This is a genomic window from Methylovirgula sp. 4M-Z18 (genome assembly GCF_037890675.1).
Taxonomy (GTDB): domain Bacteria; phylum Pseudomonadota; class Alphaproteobacteria; order Rhizobiales; family Beijerinckiaceae; genus 4M-Z18.
The window spans coordinates 1220531-1238878 of record NZ_CP149574.1; the positions used below are offsets into that span (position 1 = coordinate 1220531).

At 60.0% G+C, this 18348-nt stretch carries 11 protein-coding genes and 1 pseudogene; 7 read left to right on the top strand and 5 right to left on the bottom strand.

Annotated features, from left to right (window positions below; translation table 11 throughout):
* Window positions 1-153: 153 nt before the first annotated feature.
* Window positions 154-990, bottom strand: a complete 837-nt coding sequence (locus tag V9T28_RS05550) for a GAF domain-containing protein (protein ID WP_158554829.1) — start codon at window positions 988-990, stop codon at window positions 154-156.
* A gap of 634 nt (window positions 991-1624) precedes the next feature.
* Here V9T28_RS05550 and V9T28_RS05555 point away from each other — a divergent pair.
* Complete coding sequence (locus V9T28_RS05555; protein WP_147306459.1) at window positions 1625-1930, top strand: hypothetical protein; 306 nt, start codon at window positions 1625-1627, stop codon at window positions 1928-1930.
* A 115-nt stretch (window positions 1931-2045) separates the two neighbouring features.
* On the opposite strand, the gene V9T28_RS05560 is transcribed toward V9T28_RS05555, so the two are convergent.
* Both V9T28_RS05560 and V9T28_RS05565 read right to left on the bottom strand, forming a co-directional pair.
* The gene (locus tag V9T28_RS05560) at window positions 2046-2972 is read right to left on the bottom strand and encodes a transposase (protein WP_116401551.1); all 927 of its coding nucleotides are present in this window, start codon (window positions 2970-2972) and stop codon (window positions 2046-2048) included.
* Window positions 2973-4125: 1153 nt separating this feature from the next.
* Complete coding sequence (locus tag V9T28_RS05565) at window positions 4126-4341, bottom strand: MFS transporter (protein WP_147306460.1); 216 nt, start codon at window positions 4339-4341, stop codon at window positions 4126-4128.
* Between the two features lie 382 nt (window positions 4342-4723).
* Here V9T28_RS05565 and V9T28_RS23345 point away from each other — a divergent pair.
* Window positions 4724-4873: pseudogene (locus tag V9T28_RS23345) on the top strand (DDE-type integrase/transposase/recombinase); the annotation flags it as partial.
* Between the two features lie 313 nt (window positions 4874-5186).
* On the top strand, window positions 5187-6440 hold the full coding sequence (locus tag V9T28_RS05575; protein WP_158554831.1) for a LuxR C-terminal-related transcriptional regulator: 1254 nt from the start codon (window positions 5187-5189) through the stop codon (window positions 6438-6440).
* Window positions 6441-6788: 348 nt separating this feature from the next.
* Here the strand turns inward: V9T28_RS05575 and V9T28_RS05580 are convergent, their stop codons facing one another.
* Window positions 6789-7367 carry an invasion associated locus B family protein gene (locus V9T28_RS05580; protein ID WP_245424138.1) on the bottom strand — a complete coding sequence of 193 codons (579 nt, stop codon included), beginning with the start codon at window positions 7365-7367 and terminating at the stop codon, window positions 6789-6791.
* A gap of 159 nt (window positions 7368-7526) precedes the next feature.
* Window positions 7527-12638: an autotransporter outer membrane beta-barrel domain-containing protein gene (locus tag V9T28_RS05585; RefSeq protein WP_147306461.1), complete on the bottom strand. Its 5112-nt coding sequence runs from the start codon at window positions 12636-12638 to the stop codon at window positions 7527-7529.
* A gap of 736 nt (window positions 12639-13374) precedes the next feature.
* On the opposite strand from V9T28_RS05585, the gene V9T28_RS05590 reads away from it, so the two are divergent.
* From V9T28_RS05590 to V9T28_RS05605, 4 genes are all read left to right on the top strand, one after another.
* On the top strand, window positions 13375-13947 hold the full coding sequence (locus V9T28_RS05590) for a hypothetical protein (RefSeq protein ID WP_116401556.1): 573 nt from the start codon (window positions 13375-13377) through the stop codon (window positions 13945-13947).
* A gap of 1 nt (window position 13948) precedes the next feature.
* On the top strand, window positions 13949-14611 hold the full coding sequence (locus tag V9T28_RS05595) for an ABC transporter ATP-binding protein (RefSeq protein ID WP_116401557.1): 663 nt from the start codon (window positions 13949-13951) through the stop codon (window positions 14609-14611).
* Window positions 14604-15278, top strand: coding sequence for an ABC transporter ATP-binding protein (locus V9T28_RS05600; protein WP_116401558.1), 675 nt, complete (start codon window positions 14604-14606; stop codon window positions 15276-15278). The genes V9T28_RS05595 and V9T28_RS05600 overlap by 8 nt, the downstream gene beginning before the upstream one ends.
* 143 nt (window positions 15279-15421) lie before the next feature.
* Window positions 15422-17926, top strand: a complete 2505-nt coding sequence (locus V9T28_RS05605; RefSeq protein WP_339071828.1) for an ABC transporter permease — start codon at window positions 15422-15424, stop codon at window positions 17924-17926.
* Window positions 17927-18348 lie beyond the last annotated feature (422 nt).

Sequence of the window (18348 nt, forward strand, 5' to 3'; positions counted from 1 at the left end):
TCATGACGGTCGTATAGGCGAGCGGAATCTGAGTCACGAAGCCCCCTGTGCGGTGAAGTGTTCCCGATAGAGTGGGCCAAGTCACGATAGGCGGGCAAGCCGGCACGAGCTGCATCTCGCGCTTTCGCGCCGACTTTTCAACAGGTTAAATGATCAGCTTTTCTTGCGCAGGTCGTAGTAGGCGAGTTTTCGCTTCATCGTCGCGCGACTGATGTTGAGCAAATTTGCGGCGGCGGAGACGTTTCCCTTGCTTCGAACCAGCGCGCGGCGAATGATGCTGCGTTCGGCCTGAGACAGATCGTCCGGAGTATTGTCGAACAGATCCCGGGCACAAATGCCTTCCCGCAGCTGACGGTCGGTCAGCTTCAGGGCTGTCCGCGCGCCCCGTGTCGCTCCCACGACGACGTCGTCGCCATCCACCGCCAGGAGCGCAGCCCCTGATCGGGATGAGCGACCGGCGACCGAAATAATCCGTGCCGCGCTGAATTTCTGATGGAAGTAGTCGATTTCGATTTGCCGAGCCGTTTCGGCAACCAGCGACACCATATGGGCCGGCCAGGTCCCGTCCGTGTCGGGGCCGTAAATCGTCACGTCCAAAGCCCCCGCGATTTCACCGACGTGATCGAATATGGGAGCGGCGGCGCAGCTCACGCTCATGTGCCGTTCGTAAAAATGCTGCTCCTTGTGGATCAGAAGCGGGCTCTTTTCGACCAGGCACGTGCCTATTCCATTAGTCCCTTCGGTCTGCTCATTCCAGTCAACTCCTGGATGAAGGCCCAGTCGATGCAATTCCGCGGCGTCGGACAACGGAACACTGCTATGAACAAGAATGCCGCTTTGCCCCGCAAACAGAATACATGCTTTGGTGCCTTGCGACACGGCATGCAGGCGCTCCAATGCGGCACGAGCGGCAAACAGGATTTCGTCCATTTCCTCGACGGAGTTACGCAGCTCGGCCGCAGTCAAGATATGGGGCGGCTGCGCCCTCATAGGATCCAATCCGTAGCCGCCGATGCACCTGCTCCATGATGCGACGAGTTGCGACTGAGCGGCTTCTCCAGACGCCACGGCAGTGCAGATCCTCGCTGCGTGATCCCGAGCCGGCAGCATCTTGTTTGATCTCCTATAGGCAATATCCATTGCGTGAAAATAGTGCGGTAAGCGTCAATCAAAACCTAAAAAATAAGAAATAGAGTAGTTTAATAATTTTGTTAGCTTGCAAATGCGAGTGCCATATTCGTCGCAAATAAATACAAAAACCACGTTGTTGATCTATTACGAAATCGGGCAAGGTACTTTGCTACAACATTCATCCAATGGCTCAATTGTGAGCCACTTCGAGCCGCAAAAAAATAATATACGGGGTGACGTTTGGCAAGAGAAAGGCCAGCCTCCCGTGATGTATCAGATGATGTATCGGAGGTATTTGCAAAATCACATTAATGTCCCATTGGACCGAGCGACAGGGTGAGATCCTGCCGAAATTTTTGCGGATTTTGCGACAGTCGGTCCGGCCGCGGCGAGGTCCCTGCATCGGAAGGCGATTCGCAGGTCTTTTGTGAGTTTTCATTTGTTTGCGCCCCAGCTTGTCGAACGAAGGTTTTCGCCGGCAGGGGTGTGTTCCGTGAGTTCATTCCCCTGGCTCCGCGATATGGATATAAGGAAATTCATCGGATTGTTTTTAAAGGGAGAAAACATGATCGCCGAGAACGAGTTAGAGCAACTCAATGAAAGGATGTGGGAGGTTGAGGCTGCGCTCCAGGCCGTCGTCCGCGCCCTCGCGCGATTAAGTCCCAGCGGATTGAAGGGACTAATGGACGAGCTTCAACAAGGTTCCCGCAATGGATCGGTCAGCCCAAAAGTTGAAGGGCTCTGCATGCGATTGATCGACGATGCCATGGACGCAGCCGATCCAATGGGGAACTCGTAACGTCCCATTCGAGAGCAAAGCGTATAAGGCTTTGGCGCCGACGTTTTAAGCATGTGGTATTGGAGCCGGTGCAACGTCGACGAAAGTCGTTTGATGAATCATTGCAAGATGTCTTCTAAGTCATGTTGCCGAATGGGCGCGACCCCGACATAACATTGCCCATAAAGGGATCGTTGGCCGTGCGGCCGCCGTTGCCGCCCGCCACTTGCCGCCGCAACATGTTATTGACGAGAGCCTGGCGCGCTGCGATCGCCGATAGGTCCTTGAGCGCGTGGACGTGATGGAGTTCGCACTGGTCCGGCAACGGCGCGCCGGACGATGGTTGGGTGACGGGCGGCGCGTCAAGATCTCCGATCACGGCGGCGGTGATGCGATGGAGGCCGCGAGCGGCAAGGTCAGTCAACATCTGCTGCCAGATATCATCGCTCGATTTGTCCTGGACCCAGAGGCCCAAGAGGTGGCGCGTGCCATCGCTCTTCAGTCCCAAGGCGTAATAGACCGGCCGGTCCTGGGTCAGCTTGCGCTCCCGCGTGGTCATCGGCAGGTCAGCGAACAGGGCGAAAGGATAGGCTGGTTCGAGCCGCCGCTCCTGCCAGTCGCGGACGATGCCGAGCACCGCATCGGTAATCCGCGGCGCCAAATCGCGCGGCAAACCGAGATCATACAGCAGCGGCAACATGTCCTCGATCTCGGCGACATCCCGTCCATGGGCGTAGATGGCGAGAACCCGGTCGGTAAAACCGTAAAAATGCCGGCGATGGTGCGGCACGAGGCGCGCCTCGAACCGGCCGGCGCGTTCGCGCGGGATGCGGACCGTGATCGTCGCGCCGTCCCGGCACGGAATCGTGCGACGCCAATAGCCGTTGCGAAAATTCCGCTTTCCGGCCCGCGCATCCAGTTCCAAATGATGGCTCAGCTCCGCATTGAGCATCGCCTCGATCAATTTGATCTCAAGCTCGCCGAACAAATCGTGGGGCGACACGAGCGTCTTCCACTCGGGAGACAGAAACTGCGCAGCCAGAGCCTGCGTGGCTTGAGACATTTTTTACAGCCTTTCGAAATGCGTCTTGTTGTCAATCGGTACGCCCATTCATTGAATCGGACGACCTCTGTGGCTTCCCCGAAAACTCACCTTCCTACCGATCCGAGCCAGTTCGACTTAATCCTTTAAGTTCTTCCTGGCCAATTCCGCACCCAGACGATCATGCCGACGGACTTATTAATAATATTAGGCCCATAAACCTATGTATATTTATGCCCAGGCCATTCTTCTTGCCGTCCTGACAACGATCAACGCCAGTCTTTAAGGGGTGGGCGTTAGCCCAACAAAAAAACTGGAACTCTGGAGCTCCTCGAAACTTTCGTATTCGTTTTGCATTGATATGTGTAACAATTCACAAATACACAAAAGTCCCCTGGAGCTCAAGCACGAATCACCCAAACTTAACGCCGCCTAAAGTAGTAGGCGATACTTAAGTTTACCCGTGCGTCGCAGAGATCTTGTACAAATGTCAGAACGATCCAGGATCCGGATCGGCGGTATCACTTTAATTAAAGAGGCTCAGTAAGCCGATGGAGAAGGTGACATCGACAGGCGGACCGCCAATATCTTCGATGCCTTCGCCCACCGCTCCGCGATCGAGCCCAAATTCGCCAACTTAATGCTCTGATCATCCGAAAAGTTTGGGGTCATGGTGGCGGAAGAGGGATACCGCCAATACAGTTCTGTAACCGAGTTTGTTGGTTAAGGGAACTTCCTAGCCCATGCCAACAGGTTTAACTCCAGCCCTCGCAATCAAAGATCAAGCCATTGAAACTAAACAAGTTTCTATGGCTTTTGAGTCTGGAAATCTCCCATCTCCAAACCCACCGTGGAAGCACACAGGAAGCGTTGGGAAGAAAGGTCCAGCGTAAAATCGGCGGAAACTTTTCCGCAATAGGTGTCGCAGTTGCAACGGCTCATGGCAGCAGAGGGCCTTGACCCGTCTTCGGCAAAGCAAGACTGAGAACCGCCAAGGCTACCAGGGAAGCGCCAGCAGAACCCGCAAATGCTGCATTGTAGCCGAAGTGGTCGACAATCAAGCCAGCGGCTGAACCACTGGGCGAAGCGCCGACACCCTGCGCGATCGCCACAGCGCCCAGCGCCAGATTGTATCGGCCCGTCCCAGCCATCACGTCCGCGACGACGAGCGGCGTCAGCACGCCCCAGATGCCGGCGCCGAGACATCCGGCAACTGGACGCCGATCAACCAGGCACTGTTGTTCGACAACATGTAAAGTAGAGCCCGCAAAGGAAGAATTGCAAAGCCGATGAGCAGCACAGGCTTGCGGCCGCATTCCTCCGCCTTTCGTCCGGCCAAGAGCGCGATCGGCAGCACCACCACCTGGGCAGCGATTATGCACGATGACATCATCGCGGTGGCGAATTCCTTATTCGCGACTGCGAGTTTTGTCCAACGAGTGGCGGCAGCGGCGCGTTTGCAGAGTGGAACAGCATGGTGCTGTGCGCGAAGATCGCGAGTGGACGGTTCTCGAAGAGAGCTCGCCAACCTCAGCCTTGTTTTATTGAGACGGTCGGGTCGGCACCCCGGGCGCGTTCATGATCGTGACCTGCCGCCAAGAAACTGGACGGCTGCATCCTCCCGGCGTGATCGAACGCACCGGTGCTGAAACGGAAGTAAGATCGTCGATACCCAACAATACAAGCCGCATTGGGACGCGATGCCCTGTTTTGGGATTTTCGCCCCATAGCGTCTTGACGCGCGTCATGTTATCGATACCTTATAAAGGTTTCCTGCGAAAACGGTGCACAGACAGGTGAAATATCGCAACAATGTTGTCGAGGCCGACCACGGTAAATTCAGGCGTCTGATCAAGCCGACGCTCGGTTTCAAGTCCATGAAGACGGCCTTTGCCACGCTCAAAGGCTTCGAGAGGTCGTGAACGCGCCGCCCAAGGGCCAGGTAGCACTCTGGCAATATGAGGATGGCATCACGCGAGAAGCGCGTCTCATCGATAAGCAGTTCGGTGCCCACTCGGTCTGAAGCAGCAACCATTCTCCGTTTCCGCATCCGCCATCGTTCTTGGAAACAGGGCCCAAGTGATTGGGAAAATGTAACTTGTCCAGCACCCTGTAGCAAAAAATTTGTTCTGTGCAAATTAACAGGAACTCAGTCTAGAAATGCCTGAATCACGCGAACTTTTCACCTACGCACGGGATCTGTGGGCGTCGCGGTATCCGAGAACGTTTACGGAAATGATGCAGTTGATTCTGGAACTGCAACAGATCGACGGCTCATTCAACATTCTTGCCATCGACATGCGTCCCGATGACCCCGCTCAATTTCCGCTGGAGGTGCTGCGTAAGACGTTTGGAGTCCGCAATCCGCTCGGGATGAGCTACCCAGCCAACAAGACACTGGGAAGCTATCCGGATCAGGACTTTCAACGACGCCTAGTCATTCCCCCCTACGTTCAGGTCAAGGAAAGTGGTGAAGTAAAGATTAGTTCGGTGAATGCACGCGTGTTAGATAAGGTCGCCGCTTATGATCGTATGATCTTACCGCTCAAAGCGACAGGAGGTCAGGTCGAATACGCCCTGTCTTTGGTCAATATGCGCTTCAGCTTGCCTGTGGCCAAAGCGATGGCGACGACTTTGACGGCCCAAGAGCGGACAGTCATCCGACTCCTGTACAATGGTTTTTCAAATTGTGAAGTCGCGACCAAATTGTGCCGGTCGGAGCGCGAAATCGATGAAATATTGGGTACGATCGTCAGAAAGCTTGATGCCCGCAACATTGTCCATGCGATCGCGCTTGCAATGGCACGGGATATCGCTGAGGTGACGCCATTGTCATCGGCTTTGGCGCGACCATTTTCGGAGCGCCTGCTGGCTGACTTGCTTGGCAGACAAGCTGCGGCGGTGGTCGCTGTTGATGCCAATGCGCGACTGTTGTTCGCCAACCGTGCCGCTGAGGTAATTTTGGCTGATGGCGGGTTAAGTCTTCAGCGCGGGATACTGCAAGCTGAAGCTGTTCCCGAGACGACAGCTCTTCACGAGCAGATCGCCGACTGCGCCATGGACGTTTTCGGCACATGTGCGCGATATGCTGTTGCCACGCGTTCTCCCGGCCGTCCCCCCTTGTCGCTCCTCGTCACGCAATTGCCCGACCGTTGTGATCAGGCTGGCGTCGCAGGCCATGCTGTTGCCGTTTTTATTGCTGATCCCGAGCGCATGCAATATCCGGCATCGGCGCAGTTGCAGCGGCAATTCGGCTTGACTCGCGCAGAAGCGGCAATGGCGCTTGAGATATTGAAGACTGAGGGCGTATCGGCGGCCGCCGAACGACTCGGAATTACGGTAGGAACTGCAAAGTCGCACTTGGTTCGAATTTTTGATAAAACCAACACGCGCCGTCAGGCTGAGCTGGTGCGGCTTTTGCTGGGCATGAGCCATGGCATTTGGGAGGAGAGTGGTAAACGGGCTGTTGGAATCAAAAAAAGAGCTTAGGTATCAAATTTGCTCTAAATTCGCCGATGGCCGCTGTCATTGCCCACGTACGAATCACAATTCGCAATTGTCGCTGTGCCGCATGGGCGCTTTGTTTGCGGTTGCGTTTCTGCACCAAAAGCCTTCGGTGATCTTTCCACCGGTCCTTCGCGTAACTTGTCAATAGGCATGGTCAGATGATCAGCTTGCTCGCGCGTGCCTTCGTTCCGGCGTCATCTGGGTTGGTACTTTCTTGAATGCCACGGAGCTCTTGTTGCTGTCGGGTGATGAGGATCGTCGGCTTGTCCCCTCGCGGCCCCCGGATATCGGGTGGCCGCGATTGGTTTGGTCGGGCTGGGTCGTGAGCGGTTACTTCATCAGGGCATTGGTGCGGTCGAAGCCGCCGGGAAAGCCTTTGAGGGGGATGGTAAAGGGGATCTCCTTGCCGCCGTCAGCGAAGGCCTTGACCTTGAGCGCTGTTGCGCCGCGCAAGGCTGCGAGCGCTTTTGCGTCGAAGTCGAGCATCACGACACAGCCGGCCGGCAAGCACGTGTGGAAGTGCAGGGGAGCAGTCGGCGGCAAGTTGTCGATCTGGACGATGGCGCCCTGATCGAGCACCAGTCCGAACGGCAGGATCAAGGTGCCTTGAACGCCATTTTGTGCCGGATGCAATTCAATGGCGAGGGCTCGCTGATGCGAGTTGGCGTCAACCTGTTCGAGCAACAGTCCGCAATTCTTGCCGCTCTGCCCAGTTGAGCAACTGACGGTCCAATCATCGTGGCGTTCCTGCAGCGCTGTGGCGCCGCCAGGCAAGCTCTCCTTCGCAGAAAGCGGCTCGGAGGTCGATTGCTGGGCTGCGACGGGCAAGGCTGACATCACGGGGGCGCCAAGCAACAGGGTGATGGCGAGGAGTCGGGTGAGCGGCCGGGTAAGTGCGAAGTTAAACATCAGGGACTTTCCAGAGATTCTGCCGGAGGTGAGGAGAAAACCGCCGGGCCCGAGACTGTTGGGGTTGGGGTCGGGCCCGGCGGCAAAGCCGACACGAGGCCGGCTTATTGGTCAAAGGAATTGGTGCCGGCGACGCGGCGGGTGGGGTTGCGGATTGGTTCACCAATTGAACCTGAGGCCGATTTTGCCGTCGTAGCCATGGCGGCGGCCGTCGAGGCCGAGCTGGTAGCCGAGGCTGGCGTTGAGCACAGCGTTGTGGGTGATCTGGCCGCTCACCCCGGCATTCAGCTCGCCCCAGCTGCCGCCGAGGTTGGACTGGAACGGCAGGAAGCCGGTGGCGGAGGAGAACTCGGTCTTGTTGTCGCCGAGGAACTCGTGCCAGAGGTTGGCGCGCAGCCAGGTGGTCATCACCCGCGGCTGGGCACCCTCCTCGAGGGCAAAGGTGCGGGCGACGCGCAGGCCGAGGCGGCCGGCCAGCGACTGGGCCGCCTTGAAGCGCACGGTGGCGGCAACATCGGCGGCCTGGTCGAGATTGATGTGCTGATATTCCAGTTGCGCCTGCGGCTCGGCGATCCAGCCGTTGCCGAGCTGCACCGGATAGCCGCCCTCGAGCGAGGCGGCGAGGCCGAGGCCCTGGGTCGACAGGCCGATGGCATTGGCCAGCCCGGCGCTGCGGGAGGAGCGGGCCGTGACGCTGTCGTACCAGGTGGCCTGGGCGACGGCGTCGGCATACCAGCCGGAGCGGCCGAAATGGGTGCCGTAGGCGCCGAACGAATAGGCGTCGAAGCTTGTGGTGCCGGCGAGCGTGCCGCCGGCATGGGTGACATTGCCGCTCAGATGGCCGATGGCGCCATAGACGCCGGCATGATCGCGCGCGCCGTCGTCATGGCTCTGGCGGTACAGGTCGAGGCCGGCCTGGGCGGCACTGAGGCCATAGTTGAGCTTCGGGCCGTTGCTGTAGATCGTGGTGCCGCCGACGTCGCCGTGCTGGCCGATGACGCGCCCCCAGGCGCCGTTCAGCACGGGATTATTGGGATTGAGCCCCGGGTTGCCGCGCAATTGCTCTTCCTCGCCGACGCGCTCGTGCAGCGTATCGAGCAGGGTGCGGCCATAGAGCTGGGCCATCGAGGGCAAGGCGGTATAGAGCGAGACTTCCTGGCGGTAGTTGGGGGTGGAGGAATTGGGGTCGCTCACCGGCAGGGTCGAGCGCAGATACCAATCATCGGAGCTGCTGCCGTCGGTGCTGCCGCGATAGAGCGTATATTCGTAGGGTCCGGCGATCACCCGGCTCTTGAGGGTGAAGGCACTGGCCGCGGTGGTGGCGCCGTTGATCGCATCGACGACCAGGATGCCGTTGCCGTAGGTGAGCGCGCCGGCGCCGCCGACATTGGTGATGAGCAAGCCGGAGGTGCCGGTGGCGGTGCCGCCATTGATGACGAGCAGGTCGGAGGGGGAGCCGTCGGTGCCGAGATAAGTGTTGAGGGCCACAACGCTGCCGCTGCCGCCGACATAGGAGCCAACATTCAGCGAATTGCCGATGCCGCTGCCGCCGACCTGGGCGAGGCCGTCGTTGATGAGGGTGCCGTTGATGGTGAAGGTGCCCTTGGCGCCGCCGCTAAAAGCGCCGACCGCATCGGCGACGGCGATGGTGCCGTCATTCGTCACGGTGCCGGCGACAGAGCCATAGCCGCCGAGGGTGGCGCCGGCGGCCACCGAGGTGGCGCCGCCGCCGGTCAGCGCGCCCGTGGCGCTGAGCGCCAGCGTGCCGGCCGCGACCGTGGTGGTGCCGGTATAGGTGCTGACGGCGGTGAGCACGGTGGTGCCCGAGCCGATCTGGGTAAGCTTGCCGGTGCCGGAGATGACGCCGGTGAAGGTGTAGAGGTTGGAGCGGTCGAAGGCCAGGGTGCCGTTGTCGGTGACATTGCCGAGGATGGAGCCGGTGGTGCCGCCATTGCCGAGCTGGAGGGTGCCGGCTTCGATAATGGTGCCGCCGCTATAGGTGTTGGCGGCGGTGGTGATCAGCGTGCCGGTGCCTTCGCTGGTCAGCGCCCCGACGCCGCTGAACGGGCTGGTCGCCGTCACCGTATAGCCGGCATTGTCGATGGTCAGGCCGCCGCTCTGGATGTTGAGCTCGGTGCCGGAGAAGCCGGCGACGAAGGCGCTGTTGCTGGCGAGCGCGGTGAGCTCGCCATTGTTGAAATTGACCTGGGCGCTGCCCGCGCCGCCGGTGAGCGCCAGGGTTTGCAGCTCGCCGAGGCTGGTCAGGTTCAGCGTGCCGGTCGAGCCCGATTGCGCCGCCACCACCACGCCACCCTTGGCGATGACCAGGCCGCTGTTCGTCACGTTCAGCGTGCCGGTGCCGGCATTGCCCACCGTGATGGTGCTGTTGTCGGTCCAGGTCGAACCCGCGCCGGTGACCGTGACCGTGCCGACACCGGTGGCCTGGTTGCCGATGACGCTCACCGTGCTGATCAGCGTGCCGCCATTTTGAACGGTCAGGGTGCCGGTGCCGGCATTGCCGACGATCGGATCGCCGGTGTCGTCCCAGGTCGAGCCGGTGCCGTCGATCAGAACCGTGCCCACCCCGCTCGCCGCGTCGCCGACGGTCCCCGAGCCGCTCGTGACATAGCCGCCGGACAGGATCGACAGCGACCCGGTCCCCGTCTCGCCGACAACCAACGCCCCGCTCGCCGTCAATGATGAGCCAGAGCCTGTCACAAGGATCGTGCCGGTCGCGCTGGTCGTCGATGCGGTCGTTCTGGCGGGAGAGCTTGTAACCACGCCGAGGGTGACGCTGCCGCTCGTGACTTGGCCGCCGTTTTCGATGGTGAGCGTGCCGTTGGCGCGATCGTCCCAGGTGGTGATGCCGACAACCAGGTCATTGGTATTGGTCCAGGTGGCATTCGAGACGATCGCCGTCGCCTGATGGCCGTTGCCGATCCAGGCTTCTCCCGTTTTGACGGATGCACCGCCGGAAACCGTCATCGTCGCGGTTCCGGCTTCGCCGAGGCCAAGCTGGCCGCTGACCGTCAGGCTCGAACTACTGCCATTGACGACGACGGTGCCGACGCCGGTCGGATAGTCGCCGGCATGCAGGCCGCCGGTGACCACGACCGTGCCGCCATTGGTGATCGAGAGGCTTCCGGTGCCGACATAGCCGACCAGGAACTCACCGGTGTTCGTCCAGCTCGAGCCGGCACCATCGACCGAGACAGCGCCGCTCGCCGTCGAGGTCCAGCCACCGATATAGGACGCGCCCGCCGCGATCACCGCGCCGCCGTTGCTCACCGTCACAGTGCCCGTGCCCGAACTGCCGACCGTGATCGAGCCGCTGCTGGTCAACGTCGAGCCGGAACCGTCAACCGTCACCGTGCCCGTGCCTGTGCTCGCATTGCCAATGATCACGGCGCCACTCGTTACGGCGCCAGCATTCTTGACCGTCAGTGTACCCTTTCCGGCATTCCCGACATAGATCGTGCCGCTGTTGGTCCAGGTCGACCCGGAACCCGTCACCTTAACGGTGCCGGTGCCGTCGCTATTGTCACCGATGTAGGTATTGGGACTGGAGGTCAGTGTCCCTTTGTTCTGCACCGTCAAGGTACCGACACCGTCTCGTCCCACAAGCAGACCGGTGGTGTAGAGGGGTGTATTGACGACCGTCCAGCTTGAACCGCTGCCGTCGATGGTCACGGTGCCAGTTGCGGTGCTGGCGTTGCCAAGCAGGCCGCCTCCGCTCGTCACGGTCGCGCCATTGGTGATCGATAGCGTCCCCGTGCCAGCGGCGCCAACCTGGATCCAGCTATTGTTCGTGAGAGATGAGCCAGAGCCATCCACGGTAACGGTGCCAACACTGGTTGATGATCCGGCGATATAGATTTGGCCGCTTGCATAGGTGTCTGAGACCTTTGCGCCGTTGGTGATCGATAACGCCCCCGTGCCAGCGAGGCCAACCTCGATCCAGCCGCTGCTGGTCAACGACGAGCCCGATCCAGTCACGGTGAGGGTGCCAGTGGAACCGGAGTTATTGCCGAGAATGGTTGACCAGCCGCTGGTGACAGCACCAGCATCGCTGATCGTAAGTACGCCGGCTCCGCTATTGCCAACGTAGAGAGACGAGCTGTTGGTCAGGGTGGATCCGCTGCCATCGACGGTCACCGTTCCCTTCGATCCGGAGGAGTTGCCAAGGACAAGGGCATTGCTGACGCTCAATGTCCCGCCGCTCGTCAGGCTGACCATTCCAACGCTGGTGCTGGCGTTGCCGACGTAGAGGTTGTTGGCGGTGGTGACGGCGCCGCTGGAGCTGATCGTCAGCGCACCGGTGCCGCCATTGCCGACATACATGTAGCCGGCCGAATTGGTGAGCTTGGAGCCGGAGCCGGTGACAGTCACGGTGCCGGTCGAGCCCGAGGCGTTGGCGATGGTGACGCTATTGGTGTTGGTCAGCGTACCGCCGTCCTTAATGGTCAGCGTGCCGGTCCCTGAATTGCCAACGACGAGCTGGGCGCTGGTCAGCGTTGAGGCGTCGATCGTCACCGTGCCGGTCGACCGGCTTGAGACACCGAGGGTCATCGTGCTGGCAACGGTGGCGGTCGCGCCACTGGTGAGGGTCAGCGTACCAGTGCCACCAGTGCCGACATACAGCACCTGCGCGATGGTGAGCTTCGAGCTGGAGCCATCGACGGTGACTGTTCCCTTCGATCCAGAGGCGTTTGCAAGGACAAGGGCGTTGCCGACGGTCAACGTTCCGCCGCTTGACAGGCTGACCGTTCCCACACCGGTAATGGTGTTGCCGACATAGAGGTTGGAGGCGGTGGAGGCGGCGCCGCTGGAGCTGATTGTCAGCGTTCCGGTGCCGGCATTGCCGATAAACATATAGCCGGCGGAGTTGGTAAGCTTCGAGCCGGAACCGGTGACGGTGACCGAGCCCGTCGAGCCGGTCGCGTTGCCAATGGCCACACTGTTGGCGTTGGTCAGCGTGCTGCCGTTCTGGATGGTCAGGCCGCCCGAGGTGCCGCTGGTGTTGCCAATAAAGAGGGCGCCGCTTGTTGCCGTTGCGGCGCTTGACACGCCCAGCACCGTCGCATTCGGCGACTGGGTGGTGATGACCACGGTGCCGGTCGTGGGCACCCCGCCGGACCAGTTGCCGGCGGTCGCCCAATTGGTGCTGGTCGCGCCGGTCCAGGTCTGCGCCTGCGCCCCACCGGCCAGCAGGCCGCCCACCAGCGCGGTTGTTGCCAGCAGCGCAATCTTCAAGCCTCGCGATCGCTTCACGAAATATCCCCAATATCCGACAAACAAAAATGTTCCGGATGTTATTGGGGAATGTGGACCCGCCACGCGCCTATCGTTCGGTAGGCATTGCCGCAAAAATTTCACAAATCGGCCATACTTGGCACGATCAATCAAGGGACCTGAGTGGGTATGAGCGAAAAATGGCGCGCGCTGGAATCTATCGCAAAACCCCCTATTGTGCGACGGAGCAAAAATCAGGCGCAAAATTCTTACTTTAGAGCGTGCTGACTTTAAGATGGAAGCACAGCGGCGATCTCTGAGGGACGGTCGCGGTCCTGTGCGATTCCGCCAAAAAACAACATGCTCTAGCGCCGATTGCCTGCGATCGTCGTTGCTTTCGGTCCGACAGTCATCTCGATCCCCACTGTCCACGATACCGACTCTCGCGTCTCCCTAAGTCATCAAGCTGTCGGAGCAGAACCGCATATTAAGTGAAGTCTATCAAATATATCGGATTTTTGGATATTACAGGTAGCGCGCTGTTCGGAGCCGATCCTGTTCCAACCATTTTTGAAGCCGGCACTACCCGGCAGTTCGGCCCCAAGTAGCAGCGGCCATGTGTCAGCGCGCAACTAAGTCGCAGCTAATTCTTTTCAGAGAAGAGTTCCTGTTCGGTTCTAGAGGTGAAGCAGGAAGTTAAGTAGATAGCCAACGAGCTTTGGGCATAGGCTCATAGCTCACCCGGGGGCAGCAATAGGAGGTCGACGTGGCCAGAATGAGCGCCCTTGTCATCGCGAGTGCTACAGCGATTCTCGTCGGACTTGCGCCCGCGCAGCTCATTGCGCAAGCAAGTACCGTCGAAAATCCCGTGGCCCCGGAAAAGAACCCGCCCGGCGACATTCCGGACAATCAGGTCTTCATCGACTATCGCTCTCCTTTGGGTTTCATGATCAAGGTGCCCGAAGGATGGGCTCGCCGAGAGACCACGAACGGCGTCACCTTCAATGATAAGTACAATATAATCGTCGTTGTCGTGTCGCAACGCGACGATGCGGCGACCGTGGCCAACGTCAAGCAAACCGATGTCGCTGAGCTCGAGAAGACGGGCAAGGCGGTTCGCGTCAGGGCGGTCAAATCCGTCAAGCTTCCGGCGGGCCCGGCCGTGGTGGTCAGCTACGGCTCGAATTCCGAACCAAATCCGGTGACCGAGAAGGCGATCCGGGAGGAGAACGTGCGCTATTTCTTTTGGCAGAACGGCAAGCTGGCTACCTTGACCTTGTCGTCGCCGCTGGGAGCGGACAATGCCGATCAGTGGGACCTCATGTCGAAAAGCTTCCGGTGGCAATGACATGGCCGTCCTGGAGGCTTTCGATCTCTACAAGTTCTTTCATACGCCGGAATCCGAAACGCTTGCGCTTCGCGGCGTCAGTCTGAAGCTGGATGCGGGCGAACTGGTCACGGTGGTGGGGCCTTCTGGCAGCGGTAAATCGACCTTGCTTGCGTGCTTGTCGGGACTCGATGAGCCGGACGGAGGGTATGTCGAACTGCTCGGCGAGCGTCTGACGCGTCGCAGCGAGGCCGACCGCGCATGTCGTAGAGGCGCACATGTCGGCATCTTCATGCAGTCCCGCAATCTGTTTCCCTCGCTCTCGGTGGCGGACAATATCAGGCTTGTGATGTCCGTTGCCAGGAAGATCGACAACGACCGGGCAAAGCAGCTGTTGGTGGATGTGGGCTTGGCTGATCGGGAGACGGCGCGGCCGGGTCAGTTGTCCGGAGGCGAACTGGCGCGAGCGGGTCTTGCCGTCGCGCTGGCGGCCGCACCCCGCATCCTTCTCGCCGACGAGCCAACCGGCGAGGTCGATGTCGTTACGGAGAGCGCGATACTTGATCTGTTGGGTGAGCAATGTCGGGCAGGCGTTGCCGTCCTGGTCGTAACGCACAGTGAGGCACTCACTGTGCGCGCCGACCGGATCATTCATCTGCGGGACGGAAGGATGAGCAATGCCTGAAATCCTCGTGGAAGGGAGGGACGTGGCACGCCGCTTCAACCAGGGAGGGGCGGATGTCTTTGCCCTGAAACCGGCGTCATTCGCGATTCGGAGCGGCGACCGCATCGCTTTTCTTGGCCGCTCGGGGAGCGGAAAATCGACGCTGCTCCATCTGATCGCCGGCCTCGACGTACCGACCAGCGGTTCTCTGAGCTGGCCGGCACTTGGTCGCAGTCGTGCGCTTCGCCCAAGCTACATCGGCATTGCGTTCCAGGCGCCGAGTCTGATCCCGACATTGAATGTCGTCGAGAACGTCGAACTGCCGCTGCGCATAATGGGACGCATTCCTTCGCCTCGTAGTCAGGCGCTGGCGGCGTTGGAGGCGCTTGGTCTGACGAACATCGCGGACAAGGTTCCGCAAGAGCTGTCAGGAGGACAGGCTCAGCGTGTCGCGCTGGCGAGGGCTATCGCGCCGAGGCCCAAGTTGATCCTGGCAGACGAGCCGACGGGGCAGTTGGATCAGTCGATCGCGCGGCAAACCGTGGACGCGTTGTTGGATTCGTTTGCGGGAGGCGATACGGCAGTCGTCGTTGCAACCCACGATTCTTCGGTGGCGGAGCGCATGACGACGACGTGGCTCATGGATCACGGCGAGCTTCGATCATCGGCGGAGATGGCGGGCGCATGATACGGCTTTGGCTCAAAAGTATCTTCACGGGACACTTGAGCCGTCTTGTCTGTGCCGCAGTCGGACTTGCTCTGCCGCTAGCCTTGCTCGTATCGCTTGGAACCTTTGTTGTCGCTTCTTCCGAAAGCATGGTGCGCCGTGCGGTGGCGAGTCTCCCCGTCGACTGGCAGGTGCTGGTTGCGCCGGGCGCAGATCCGGCGATGGTGGTCGACGCGATCGGCAAGGCCGCTCGCTATGCTTCGCTGCAGTCCGTGGGCTATGCCGACACGGATGGTTTTGGCGCAACGACGGGCGAGACATCGCAGACGACGGGACCGGGGAAAGTCCTCGGCCTGGAGGCGGACTATCGCCGGATTTTTTCCGGTCAACTCGAGCTTAATGTGGGCTCGTGGGATGGAGTGTTGGCCGCCGCCCAAACCGCCGCCAATCTCCATGTCGCGCCCGGCGACATTGTGACGATCCGGCGCGTTGGGATGGAGCCGGTCGACGTCAGGATCGCCGGTGTTGTCGCCTTGCCGAATGCGGACTCGATGTTCCAGGCGATTGGGGTTTCTAAGAGCCTTGCGCCGCAGGCTCCGCCGGACAATGTGCTGCTAATGCCGATGCAGCAGTGGCGCGCCATTTTCGACCCGCAATCTTTCGTGCGGCCAGATACGGTGCGCACCGAAATCCATGTCCTCCTCGAACGCAGCACCTTGCCGCCCGATCCCAGCACGGCCTTCATCTTAGCTCAGCGCACGGCGAACAGTTTCGAGGCCCGTGTTGCGGGTAGTGCCGCACTCACCAACAATCTCGTCGCGCAACTCGATGCGGTGCGCGCCGATGCACTTTATGCGCGTGTGCTGTTTCTTTTCCTCGGCATTCCGGGCGTCATTCTGGCGTTGCTGGTCACGCTCGCGATTGTTGCGTCCGGCTCAGAACGGCGGCGTCGCGAGCAGGCGCTGTTGCGGCTTCGTGGTGCGTCCCGCCTCCAGGTATTGCAACTGGCCGGGATCGAGGCCGTGACCATCGGCAGCCTTGGAGTCGCCACCGGCCTTATTCTCGCCGTCGTCATAACCATAGGCTGGTGGCGGCTGGAAGATTTGCGCCTTGCAATGCCGTGGCTGATCGCGGTGGGCGCGATCGGGTTCGGCTTTGGCATTGCCGCCTCCCTCATTCCAGCATGGATGGATGCAACGCGTACATCGATCTCCGCCGCCCGGGCCGAGGTCGATCGACAAACGTCTTGGCTTTGGCAACGACTTTATGCAGACATTGTCATCCTTGCCATGGGGGCAATTGTGTTCTGGACAGTCGCAAGATCCGGCTATGAGATTGTTTTGGCGCCGGAAGGCGTGGCGCAAACCTCGGTCCATTACGAAGCCTTCCTGGCGCCGCTGTGTCTGTGGATCGGTGCCCATCTGCTGTGGCTGCGCCTCAGCAGATGGGCAATGCGACCCAGGCACAGCCTCGTTACGGTTCTCCTGGCGCCGTTTTCAGCTCAACTCGCCCCCATCATCGCCGCCTCATTGTCTCGCCAGCGGCGACGAATGGCCAAGGGAGTTGCGCTCGTCGCCCTCGCATTTGCTTTTGCAACAGCGACAGCCATCTTCAACAGCACCTACAACGCGCAGGCGCGCGTCGATGCCGAACTGGCCAACGGCGCCGATGTGACCTTGACGGGGACGACGTCACATCCTGCGGATGCACTTCTAGCGGAACTGAGCACCATTCCAGGCGTGGACGACGTGGAGCCGATGATGCATCGTTTCGCCTATGTCGGCGCAGACCTGCAAGACATTTTCGGAATCGATCCCCTGACAATTGGCAAATCGACGACGATCTCCAACGCCTATTTTGCCAATCATGATGCAGCCAAATCTCTCTCGCTCCTTGCCGAGACACCCGACGGCGTTTTTGTCTCGCAGGAGACCGTCGATGACTTTCAATTGCAACAAGGCGATCGCTTGAATTTGCGGCTGCAGAGTACAGGCGACCAACAATATCATGTTGTTCCCTTTAAGTTCATCGGGATCGTCCGAGAGTTTCCGACGGCACCAAAGGACTCATTTCTGGTCGCCAACGCAGACTATATCGCAAAGCAAACCGGGTCTGACGCCCGCGAGGTTGTCATGCTGCGAACCTCGGGGGATACCGACACCGTGGCGGCAGCCGCGCGCTCGCGCGCGGCAACGCAAGGCGGCGCGAAGGTCTCCACCCTTGGCGAGACGCAGGCGCTTATCAGTTCGAGTCTTACCGCGGTCGATCTGCGCGGCCTGACCGCTCTGGAACTTGCTTATTCCGTGCTGATGATCGCGGGCGTGACCGGTATCGTCCTAGCGCTTGGGCTCGCGGAGCGGCGACGAAGCTTCACCATTCTATCGGCGCTTGGCGCGACGCCAAGGCAGCTTGGTGCTTTTCTCTGGGGCGAGGGGCTCTTCATTGTGATCGGCGGCGCAATCTTGGGAACGCCGGTCGGCTGCAGCATGGCTTATGCATTGGTAACTCTCCTTGCAGGCGTATTCGACCCGCCGCCGGAGACGCTCTCGGTGCCATGGCTATATCTCACGGTGGCCCTGGCCACGGCGTTGGTCTGCGGCTCCATTGCCATAGCAGGAACCTTGGCTCTTTCGAAAAAGCCGGACCTCGAGGCGTTGCGCGGAGGTTAGGGTCAAAACGGGGATGATCTTTACGCTCGCTGGCCGGTCGAGGTGCTCAATGGCGGCGTGTCGCAAAGATTAGAACAATTCTGGCGATGCAAAACCGGCTTGAATTTGCAATGTCTTAGAGAAAAAAGCCCTCAGTTTACAGTTTAGATTAAATCTAAAAGTGCTTCAAAACATTGAGAAATTCTTGACGGCAGGGTTGCGCCATGTAAACAGTCCGCTACACGTCTTCCACGGGAGGCGTTTCGCAGGAACCGCGAGGCCTTGAACCTCGAAATTGGAGCCCATCGTGACCTTATTTGCCAGACCGCGGATTCATCGACGAGCGCCGGCCTCAGACGCCTGAAGCGCCGCGCATCACGCTTTTCCATCTTCGCGCACCATCGAGCGGAATGGGCCGAGGGCCCTCACCGAGATGTGATGCG